Source organism: Pseudoalteromonas haloplanktis ATCC 14393, from assembly GCF_000238355.1.
GTDB lineage: Bacteria > Pseudomonadota > Gammaproteobacteria > Enterobacterales > Alteromonadaceae > Pseudoalteromonas > Pseudoalteromonas haloplanktis.
This window is the reverse complement of the sequence record NZ_AHCA01000008.1, coordinates 238,215-247,953: the sequence shown is the minus strand read 5'-3', so window position 1 is coordinate 247,953 and position 9,739 is coordinate 238,215. Positions and strand designations below refer to the sequence as shown.

Genomic DNA, 9,739 nt, shown 5'->3' with positions numbered 1-9,739 from the left:
AACCCTAGAGGGGCTATAAACCCCTGCCGGTTTTCAAGACCGGTGCATTCGACCACTCTGCCATCTCTCCGCACGGCCTGCATAATAGAGAAGGCAGTGGTCTTTGTGAAGCTTTTTTTTCAAAAAAAAGTTTAAGTGCTTAAAAAACAATTAATTTGCATACTCTTCACACAGGCCAGCTGAATAATTGTACAAACTGGAACTTTTATATTTATTTAATGGTCTATTGAACTACAAACATTTGCCCAAATATACAAGTCTTGATAGTCTAACTCTAGTTAATTATCGGAACTACAACAAGTTTCACTTAAAGGAGCTCTAAAATGGCATTTAATCACTCGTACAATACCGCTAAACCGGTTATGTCGACCATTGAAACAAACAAGGTATTAAAAAATACTTATTTTTTATTGGCTATGACATTAGCATTTAGTGCTGTGACGGCTGGTATTTCAATGGCATTACAACTTCCTTATTTTATGGGGTTAGTTTTCACGCTTATTTCTTTTGGCCTATTGTTTGTTGTAAACAAAAAAGCTGACAGTGCATCGGGCGTTGCGTGGGTATTCGCTTTCACTGGTTTAATGGGTGCAGGCCTTGGTCCATTGCTTAACCATTACGCTGCAATGGCTAATGGCCCAATGCTTATTATGCAAGCGTTAGGCTCTACTGCATTAATATTCTTTGGTTTATCTGCTTACGCACTTAATACTAAAAAAGACTTCTCATTCATGGGTGGTTTTTTAACTGTCGGTCTAATCGTTGTGATCATCGCCAGCATCGTCAATATCTTCCTTGGCAGCTCATTAATGTTTATGGTGCTAAATGCAGCTGTTGTATTAATCATGTCGGGGCTTATCTTATTCGATACAAGCCGCATCATTAACGGTGGCGAAACGAACTACATTCGTGCAACTGTTTCTTTATACTTAAGCGTTTATAACTTATTTACTTCATTACTTGCTCTTCTTGGCGCAAATAATGACTAATTAAATAGTTCTGCTAAAATAGCCCCTCTTTAGGGGCTTTTTTATTGGAAAAATTTTGGCACGATTTGTACTTTCTTTGCACAGCGCACCATCCGATCATGACGCCACACAGCGATTAATTAAATTTGCTCATGCTTGTTTAAATCTAGGTCATCAAATTGATGCGCTATTTTTATATCAACACGGGGTGTTTCATGCCAGCGAGCAGTTAAACCTAGCATCTGATGAATTACCAATCAATTCACTCTGGCAACAATTACATAAGCAGGGTGTCAATTTAATGCTGTGTGTAACTGCCGCTGAAAAGCGTGGTTTAGATATAAACAATACGGGTGTCTTTACAGTCGCTGGCCTGGCAGAATTTGCCATGTTAGCAAGTGATGCAGACAAATGGGTGCAATTTAAATGATCAACGTTCTGGTATTAAGTCAACATAGTCCTTTTGATGACTTACATATTCGTGATGCACTTGATATGACCTTAATTTTTGCAGCTGTAGAGCAAAATATTAGTTGGTTATTCACAGGTCCTGCAGTGCTTGCATTAAAAAAACAGCAGCAACCTGAGCATATTGGTTTAAAAAACTATTTTAAAACCATCAAAACATTAGAAATATACGATGTTGAAAATATTTATGTATGTGAAAAATCATTACTTGAATATGGGCTTGAAAAGAGTCACTTACTCATTGAGGTAAAAGCGCTTAATTATCAGCAGCAACACCACCTTATTAGCCAACAACAACAAATAGTGACCCTATGAGTACTTTGCATATATTCTCTAAGCCACTTAGCTATTACAATACTGATCAATTAGTTAATCTTATTCAAGTAACTGATCAGGTGCTTTTGCTAAGTGACGCCTGTTTTGCCATTCGCCAATTTAGGCAACTTTCAACACACTTATTAATACTTGCTGATGATGCGCAATCTCGAGGTATTACTATCTCTGAACCAGATCACTCACTGAATTATGACGACTTTGTCGCATTAACATTAGCAACTTCTCACTCTATTACGTGGTAACACATGCTTGAATTTAATAATAAAATTATCGACACTGATAAACAGGGCTACCTACTTGATCATCTATTATGGAGTGAAGAATTAGCCCCAATTATTGCTGCCCAGGAAAGTATCGAATTAACCAGCCAACATTGGGAAGTGATCCACTTTGTACGTAATTTTTATTTAGAGTACAACACTAGCCCTGCAATAAGAATGTTAGTAAAAGCAATGGCAAAAGCCTTGGGAGAAGATAAAGGCAATAGTATTTACCTTTATAAATTATTTCCCAAAGGACCTGCAAAGCAAGCAACTAAAATCGCCGGTTTGCCAAAACCTGCGCGGTGTATTTAATCATGACTGTTACTAAAAACAACGGACCTAAAAAAAACACGCCGAAAAATAATACAACTAAACGTCGTAACAGTGGCCGTAGTTATAATCGCAGCGGCGTTACCACAAAAAAAATCAATAGCTCAGTAAAACGTGAAATAAAACCAGCAATTGCCGCTAGTGAACGTAAAGTGGTGTTATTCAATAAGCCCTTTGATGTGCTTTGCCAGTTTACTGACGAGCAAAACCGACAAACCTTGGCTGACTTTATTACCATCAAAGATGTCTACGCTGCTGGACGATTAGACCGAGACAGTGAAGGTCTATTATTACTGACTAATTGTGGCAAGTTACAAAACACCTTAACCGCACCAAATAAAAAAACCAGCAAGACTTACTGGGTGCAAGTGGAAGGTGAGCCTTCTGATGAAGCTATTAAACGCCTATGCCAAGGTGTTGAACTTAAAGATGGTCTTACCCTACCCGCTGAAGTGAAGCGTATTACTGAGCCAACTATATGGCCGCGTATACCAGCTGTCAGAGAGCGAAAAAACATTCCAACTAGTTGGCTAAGTATTACCCTCACTGAAGGGAGAAATCGCCAAGTAAGGCGTATGACAGCACATGTTGGCCACCCCACCTTGCGGTTGATACGGTATCGTATTGGTGACTACACATTAGAAGGGATAAAAAATGGGCAATATAAAATCATAACTGATACACCATGAGCTGAAATAATATACACCAAAACTTGAGGGCTTCTAAGCTAAGTAACAGATACACTTTTTCTTAAGCAGCCCCCTTCAGAACATTAAAAGCGCAATACTCATAATAATGTCATAAGGGTAACGAAGTCATATTAAATTATTAAAGATTTGTGTAAACTGGCCGTTATATGGAATGGGAGTAGCGGGCTTTTTATATAAATTAATAGTCCATGCTTTACTGGATTATTTTCAATAAGGTCAAACAACAAGGGATAAGCCTTGCTTGTTTTATGTACAAAAAACCACTTTAATGGATTAAGGTATATGGATATTTCGAAGGAAGAACTCAGTTATATAGTGGACTTATATCAAACAGACAGTCCTGCGCAATTAAATTGTGAACATACGCTCACTTTACACAGTGAGATCCCCTCCGGTATCGCCCATTTACTAAGCCAAGCTAAATTGACGCTACTCGCAGAGGTCGCTCATTATCAGCTATGGTTCCCACTTGAACTTAAAGTAAATGAATTAGGCACATTAACACCCTATTTAAATGCCCCTGAAGTGATTGATACCCAAGGGATCAAACGTTGCTGGCGCTGGGATAATTTGGAAATTCAAAACCACGATTTCAAAATAGAGTCCATCTCAAGCACAGGACTATTTTTAAAGCCACTGTCAAAAAAGCAGCTAAGAAAAACTTCCCAACAGTTAAAGTTTATTTTACCAAATAAGAAAAAAATCAGCATAGAGATTGAACCTGTTCGGGTCAGTGATCAGGGTATTGCAGCAAAAATTACGCAGATACATCAAGGGCGAGAGCAGCTCAGGGCTTACTTATTTGAGGCCCATAAGCGTAAACATGCAAGCTTATATTAGTACGTATGACCCCTGTTTATCTCAATGATGGCAATTAAATTATATCCCTGCGGTTGCAGCTAAGTCAGCACAAAGCTAAGCTAAGCCTTTATTGAAAAATATGAAGGTTCTATGAGCGAAAGTAACTACCCAATTGGCACTCAAGGCACTCCATGGAATGCTGAAAACAAACAACAGTGGCTTAGTAAACAAACGATTAAACGGTGCTATCAGTCTCAAGTGCTTACCTTAGTCGACGAACTTAAACAGCAATTTGACATTGAGCAATATGGCGCGCTTGATGTTGATCCACAGCGTTACCCTCTTTATGTTATCAAATCTAAATGTTGGCAAGAAACTAAACCCACAGTGTTAGTAACTGGTGGAGTGCATGGCTATGAAACCAGCGGTGTGCATGGCGCATTACGGTTTGTAAAAACAAAAGCTGCACAGTATGCGGAGCATTTTAACCTGATTATTGCTCCTTGTATTAGTCCATGGGGTTATGAAACGATTAATCGCTGGGATCCGGCAGCTATAGACCCAAATCGCTCTTTTCATGCTGACAGCCCTGCCCCTGAATCTGCAGCGCTGATTCAGTATATGAACGACCATGATATAAAACCACATGTTCATATTGACTTACATGAGACAACCGATTCCGATAACAGTGAGTTTCGTCCAGCTTTAGCCGCCCGTGATGGTAAAACCAATACAAACTGGAATATTCCTGATGGTTTTTACCTTGTCGCTGATAGCACGAAACCAATGCCTGAGTTTCAAAAAGCGATCATTGATAGCGTTGCTCAAGTAACACACATCGCGCCAAGTGATGAGAATAACCAATTAATTGGTGTACCACTTGAACAGTTTGGAGTGATCAATTATTCAGCTAGAGAGCTTGGTTTATGCATGGGCTTTACTGACGCGCAGTATGTTACCACGACAGAAGTCTACCCAGACAGTCCAACAGCAACTGATGAAGAATGTATTTTAGCGCAAGTTGCAGCCATTACTGGAGGATTAGATCACTTACTTAGCATTGACATTGCTAATAACCTGTAATGTTCTAATGACCTAGAAACAAATTTTTGGCCTGTGTAATAACAGAGCAGGCCAGAAAACACACATAATCAAGTCAAATTTCACTCTAAAAGAAACTGTTCAATGCAAATTTATAAAATATAAATAAAAAACTAGACTTCATGTTTTAATTGTATAAAATTCGCGCTCTTAAATTTTCTCACAAGGAAGCACGTTGAAATTTATCAATAAATATGGCCAGGTTAGTTTACAATGTGAACAAAATATCATCATTGCTGATTTCTCTGGTAATGTTAATGCCAGTTTAGTCTCTGCATTTGCTAATAGCTTACTCACACAGGTAGCGCAGTTTGCAAATAAACCATGGGGATACATTAGCAATTCACAAACGCTTTTAGCTGCCACACCACAAGCAGAGCAACAACTTACCTTGCTTACGTCTGCCATGGTACATAAAGGCTGCATTGCCAGCGCCTATATTTTTGACTCATCAATCGTAATCAATCAAATGCAACGCATTCTCGATAATGCGGGGCTAAATATGGATATTCGTCCGTGCCTTTTTAACAGCTTAGCTCAAGCTAAAGCATTTGTTAATAAAACGATGACCGAGAAAGCGATGCAATTACTATGTATGCAAAAAAGCCAAGCCTAAAAGTGATGTGGCAAAGTATATGTAATTCTAAGGCCGGATAATTAATCGCCGCACCTACGTTTTAACAACTTAAACAAGCAGCGAGCCTTTGTCTCGCTGCCTATTTAGTGATTGTGCGTTTTGCTATTAATAAAATCAGTTAACGCAAACAGTACACCTGATATTACAAAAGTAACATGGATGACCACCTTCCACATTAACTCATCGCTGGTGTGACTAGGTGAGCTAATAAATACTTTTAACAGCTCTACCGCAGATATTGCAACTATCGCACTGATCAATTTCATTTTTAAACCAGAAAACCCCACTTTCCCCATCCATGCTGGGCGATCTTCATGATTACCGATATTCAGCTTTGAAACAAAATTCTCATAACCACTAAAAATTATGATCAACAATAAACCAGCGAGCAGAGCCGTATCAACCAAGGTTAAAATCCCTACTAATAACTGCTCATTAGTGGCACTGAATGTATTAAGCGCCATGTGATACAAATATTTAAAAAACTTTAACAACAACAGGATTATCGCAACTAACAACCCTATAAAAAAAGGTGCCAGTAACCAGCGGGCACGAAAAATAAAGCTTTCTACAAATTTTTCTAATTTAGATGCAACACGCGGTGCAATTTCTGGTGGTTGGCTTTGAGACATATAAGTTCCTAATATAGTTATCCTACTAAGATAACATTAATAAAATTGAGTTCATTATTTTTATTACACTTTATTTGTCTTTACGATAAAAATATTTCGTTATCTTTTATTATCAATTCGTTTAAAAATCCACTTACCAACAGCGTATTGCTGATTGGATCACTCTTGTTTTAATTATCAAAAACAATTGTTATTACTTTTTTAGGAATGAACGAATGAAAAAAGCATTGCTAACACTTATCGTCGCACCTCTATTTGCTGTTTATACAACATTTGCAGTTGCAGATGATGCTGTTGACGCTTCAGCTGAAACAATTAAAGAATACACAGAAATGTGTTTAAACTGGGCTAAAGACGACGATATCAGCAATGAAGAGCTTAAGCCATACGTTTTAAAGTGCGTTAATGATGAGCTTGAGTCTGAAGGCTACAAAAAAGTTACTGACGTAAAAATTTAAAATTAAATTTGCCACTGCGAAATTTATAAAAAACCGGAACGACACAATGATGTGCGTTCCGGTTTTTTTGACTAAGGCAAGCGACTAATACTTAAGCGCCTATCCGTGTAAAATAGTTACGATTAATTTTACTCAGCGTCCTTTTTCGCCTTAGCTGCTTTTTTAGGTGCCGCTTTCTTTTTCGGTGCGGCTTTTTTCTTCGCCTCTTCAACCCATTTACCAGCATTGTAATGTGCAGTCCAACCCGTTGCTTTGCCGTCAACCTCGGTCATTACATACTGTTCTTTATTCTTACGGCTATAACGGACAACCGCTAAGTTGCCATCAGGGTCTTTTGCTGGCGCATCCGCAAGATAATAGAATTTAGGAGAAATACGATCTCGAAAACGCTGTAACTCTTCAACTTTGGGAGCGCGAGTTTCACGTGATTTAGGGAACGTATTGGCTGCTAAGAAAATACCCGCAGCACCATCACGGAGCACGAAGTATGCATCAGATTTCTCACATTCAAGCTCAGGTAACTGCACAGGATCTTCTTTTGGCGGCGCAGCTTCACCACTACGTAGTAATTTTCTAGTATTTTTACATTCCTCATTACTACAGCCAAAATATTTACCAAAACGTCCAGACTTTAATTGCATATCTGCTGAACATTTATCGCACTCAATGATAGGGCCATCATAGCCTTTTATTTTAAATGTACCCTCATCGACGACATAGCCTTTACATGCGGGATTATTACCGCAAACATGAAGTTTTCTAGTTTCATCAATCAGGTATGAATCCATCGCTGTTTCACAGATTGGGCAACGCTTCATTTGCATTAATGTTTCTGTTTCAACATCTTCAACATCGGCAGCCACTGCTTCGTCGCCAGCCACTAGATTCATCGTAGTCGTGCAGCGCTCTTTAGGAGGTAAATTATAACCAGTACAACCTAGAAACACCCCTGTCGACGCAGTACGAATCCCCATTTTTCTACCGCATGTTGGGCAATCAATGTCTGTTTCAACCATTTCATTTTTACGCATTCCTCCTTCATCTTCTTCACCACTGGCTATTGTCAGTTGAGTAGAGAAATCAGCGTAAAACTTATCGAGCACTTGAGTCCAAACACGTTCGCCTTCTGCGATATCATCTAAACGACCTTCCATTTTTGCAGTGAAGTCAAAGTTCATCAGATCAGTGAAGTTTTCAACTAATCGATCGGTAACAATTTCACCCATTTTTTCTGCAAAGAAGCGACGGTTTTCAACACGTACATAGCCGCGATCTTGGATCGTTGAGATAATAGAAGCATAAGTAGAGGGACGACCAATACCACGTTTTTCAAGCTCTTTTACTAAACTGGCTTCACTAAAACGCGCAGGCGGCTTAGTAAAGTGCTGTTTAGGTTCAAGCTCAATCAGGCTTAATACCTCACCTTCTTTTATTGCTGGTAATGATTGATCTTCTTCATTCTTTTTACGCACAGCAGGTTGTACTCTTGTCCAACCATCAAAGCGTAGCACACGCCCTTTTGCCTTTAATTGAAAATCATCAGCTGTTACAGTCAAAGTTGTTAAGTCATATTCTGCAGCAACCATTTGACATGCAACAAATTGACGCCAAATTAATTCATAAAGTTTCTTAGCATCCGGATCTACACCTTCTAAATGACCAGACAATACACTCACACTAGAAGGACGAATTGCTTCATGCGCCTCTTGTGCATTTCCTTTCGAGCTATAATTAACAGCCTCTTTTGGTAAATACTTATTGCCATATTGTTCACTTACGTAGTCACGGCACATTGCAACAGCATCTTTGGACAAATTTGTCGAATCTGTACGCATATAAGTTATGTAACCAGCTTCATACAATCGTTGTGCTAACATCATGGTCTTCTTAACACCATAACCTAAGCGTGTACTGGCAGCTTGTTGCATGGTTGAAGTAATAAAAGGCGCACTTGGACGGCTCTTACTCGGTTTTTCTTCAACACTAACAACTTTATATTCAGCATTCTCTAAGACTGCAGTTGCAGCCATAGCTTGTGTTTTATTAACTGGTTTAAACGCTTTATCGTTTTGCTTAACCACTTCTAGGCGTAAGGTAGACTCACTATTTTTAACGTCTGCATGAATATCCCAGAACTCTTCCGGAATGAATGCTTTGATCTCGCGCTCGCGTTCTACCAATAAACGCACAGCTACTGACTGTACGCGCCCTGCTGATAAACCACGGGCAACTTTAGCCCAAAGTAACGGTGAAACCATAAAGCCAACCACACGGTCTAAAAAGCGACGGGTCTGTTGGGCATAGACCATGTCGGTATTTAGCTCTCCTGGCGCTTCAAAAGCTGCCTGAATGGCATTTTTAGTGATCTCGTTGAATACTACGCGCTTGTACTTCTCAGGCTCTCCACCAATGATTTCTTGCAGATGCCACGCGATTGCTTCTCCCTCTCTATCCAAATCCGTTGCGAGGTAGATTTGGTCAGCATTTTCAGCAAGCTTTTGTAATTCTTGAACAACCTTTTCTTTACCTGGCAATATTTCATAATGAGGTTCCCAGCCTTTTTCTGGATCAATCCCCATTCGAGCAACTAAGTTCGTATAATCACGCTGTTTTTTGTATGCAGCCTTTTCTTCTGGTGCCATTTTACGCACTTCTGCAGGCGTTTTTACAGCAGCCGTTTTGGTTTTGCCTGAACCGGAGGTAGGAAGATCTCGTACATGCCCAATAGAGGACTTGACGATAAAATCGTTTCCTAAATATTTATTAATTGTTTTAGCCTTAGCAGGAGACTCTACAATTACTAGCGATTTGCCCATAGTTGCCTATTTCTAACCAAGTATTTTAAATGTGTTTTGCTCATTTACGAGCGCGAATATTTATAGGTATATCTACAAACACCAATTGTTACAAGCTTTTAATACAAACTTTTCTATTTTTAATGATTAATTAAACAATTATTGCCGTTAATTTAGACAAAACGATGTTTTTTGGTATTTGCAGTGGAATATATAGAATAGCAACAAAAATGCCAACCT

General features: G+C 39.0%; 12 protein-coding genes. 10 read left to right on the top strand and 2 right to left on the bottom strand.

Annotation, left to right across the window (positions count from 1 at the left end; translation table 11 throughout):
- Positions 1–323 precede the first annotated feature (323 nt).
- From PHAL_RS0115775 to PHAL_RS0115735, 9 genes are all read left to right on the top strand, one after another.
- Positions 324–989 (top strand): Bax inhibitor-1/YccA family protein, encoded by a 666-nt coding sequence (locus tag PHAL_RS0115775; protein ID WP_016709391.1) that lies wholly within the window; start codon positions 324–326, stop codon positions 987–989.
- 55 nt (positions 990–1,044) lie between these two features.
- On the top strand, positions 1,045–1,398 hold the full coding sequence (gene tusD / locus PHAL_RS0115770) for a sulfurtransferase complex subunit TusD (RefSeq protein ID WP_016709390.1): 354 nt from the start codon (positions 1,045–1,047) through the stop codon (positions 1,396–1,398).
- On the top strand, positions 1,395–1,751 hold the full coding sequence (gene tusC, locus PHAL_RS0115765) for a sulfurtransferase complex subunit TusC (protein WP_016709389.1): 357 nt from the start codon (positions 1,395–1,397) through the stop codon (positions 1,749–1,751). Before tusD ends, tusC begins: the two co-directional genes overlap by 4 nt.
- Positions 1,748–2,014 (top strand): DsrH/TusB family sulfur metabolism protein, encoded by a 267-nt coding sequence (locus tag PHAL_RS0115760; RefSeq protein ID WP_016709388.1) that lies wholly within the window; start codon positions 1,748–1,750, stop codon positions 2,012–2,014. The genes tusC and PHAL_RS0115760 overlap by 4 nt, the downstream gene beginning before the upstream one ends.
- 3 nt (positions 2,015–2,017) lie before the next feature.
- Entirely contained in the window at positions 2,018–2,347 is a 330-nt protein-coding gene (locus tag PHAL_RS0115755; RefSeq protein ID WP_016709387.1) for a TusE/DsrC/DsvC family sulfur relay protein, read from the top strand.
- Between the two features lie 2 nt (positions 2,348–2,349).
- Positions 2,350–3,054, top strand: coding sequence for a pseudouridine synthase (locus tag PHAL_RS0115750; RefSeq protein ID WP_036981173.1), 705 nt, complete (start codon positions 2,350–2,352; stop codon positions 3,052–3,054).
- 303 nt (positions 3,055–3,357) lie between these two features.
- Positions 3,358–3,915, top strand: a complete 558-nt coding sequence (locus PHAL_RS0115745; protein WP_016709385.1) for a hypothetical protein — start codon at positions 3,358–3,360, stop codon at positions 3,913–3,915.
- A gap of 111 nt (positions 3,916–4,026) precedes the next feature.
- Positions 4,027–4,959, top strand: coding sequence for a M14 family metallopeptidase (locus PHAL_RS0115740; RefSeq protein WP_016709384.1), 933 nt, complete (start codon positions 4,027–4,029; stop codon positions 4,957–4,959).
- 193 nt (positions 4,960–5,152) lie between these two features.
- The gene (locus tag PHAL_RS0115735) at positions 5,153–5,593 is read left to right on the top strand and encodes a hypothetical protein (RefSeq protein WP_016709383.1); all 441 of its coding nucleotides are present in this window, start codon (positions 5,153–5,155) and stop codon (positions 5,591–5,593) included.
- A 104-nt stretch (positions 5,594–5,697) separates the two neighbouring features.
- On the opposite strand, the gene PHAL_RS0115730 is transcribed toward PHAL_RS0115735, so the two are convergent.
- On the bottom strand, positions 5,698–6,246 hold the full coding sequence (locus PHAL_RS0115730; RefSeq protein WP_016709382.1) for a TIGR00645 family protein: 549 nt from the start codon (positions 6,244–6,246) through the stop codon (positions 5,698–5,700).
- A gap of 215 nt (positions 6,247–6,461) precedes the next feature.
- Here PHAL_RS0115730 and PHAL_RS0115725 point away from each other — a divergent pair, with 215 nt between their 5' ends.
- Positions 6,462–6,704: a hypothetical protein gene (locus PHAL_RS0115725; protein WP_016709381.1), complete on the top strand. Its 243-nt coding sequence runs from the start codon at positions 6,462–6,464 to the stop codon at positions 6,702–6,704.
- Between the two features lie 128 nt (positions 6,705–6,832).
- Here the strand turns inward: PHAL_RS0115725 and topA are convergent, their stop codons facing one another.
- The gene (topA, locus tag PHAL_RS0115720; RefSeq protein WP_016709380.1) at positions 6,833–9,520 is read right to left on the bottom strand and encodes a type I DNA topoisomerase; all 2,688 of its coding nucleotides are present in this window, start codon (positions 9,518–9,520) and stop codon (positions 6,833–6,835) included.
- Positions 9,521–9,739 lie beyond the last annotated feature (219 nt).

What these genes read in the sequence shown, in the direction of transcription:
- topA (WP_016709380.1), bottom strand. Translation starts at nt 9,520, where the DNA reads ATGGGCAAATCGCTAGTAATTGTAGAGTCTCCTGCTAAGGCTAAAACA.
- tusC (WP_016709389.1), top strand. Translation starts at nt 1,395, where the DNA reads ATGATCAACGTTCTGGTATTAAGTCAACATAGTCCTTTTGATGACTTA.
- PHAL_RS0115755 (WP_016709387.1), top strand. Translation starts at nt 2,018, where the DNA reads ATGCTTGAATTTAATAATAAAATTATCGACACTGATAAACAGGGCTAC.
- PHAL_RS0115745 (WP_016709385.1), top strand. Translation starts at nt 3,358, where the DNA reads ATGGATATTTCGAAGGAAGAACTCAGTTATATAGTGGACTTATATCAA.
- PHAL_RS0115730 (WP_016709382.1), bottom strand. Translation starts at nt 6,246, where the DNA reads ATGTCTCAAAGCCAACCACCAGAAATTGCACCGCGTGTTGCATCTAAA.
- PHAL_RS0115760 (WP_016709388.1), top strand. Translation starts at nt 1,748, where the DNA reads ATGAGTACTTTGCATATATTCTCTAAGCCACTTAGCTATTACAATACT.
- PHAL_RS0115725 (WP_016709381.1), top strand. Translation starts at nt 6,462, where the DNA reads ATGAAAAAAGCATTGCTAACACTTATCGTCGCACCTCTATTTGCTGTT.
- PHAL_RS0115740 (WP_016709384.1), top strand. Translation starts at nt 4,027, where the DNA reads ATGAGCGAAAGTAACTACCCAATTGGCACTCAAGGCACTCCATGGAAT.
- PHAL_RS0115775 (WP_016709391.1), top strand. Translation starts at nt 324, where the DNA reads ATGGCATTTAATCACTCGTACAATACCGCTAAACCGGTTATGTCGACC.
- PHAL_RS0115750 (WP_036981173.1), top strand. Translation starts at nt 2,350, where the DNA reads ATGACTGTTACTAAAAACAACGGACCTAAAAAAAACACGCCGAAAAAT.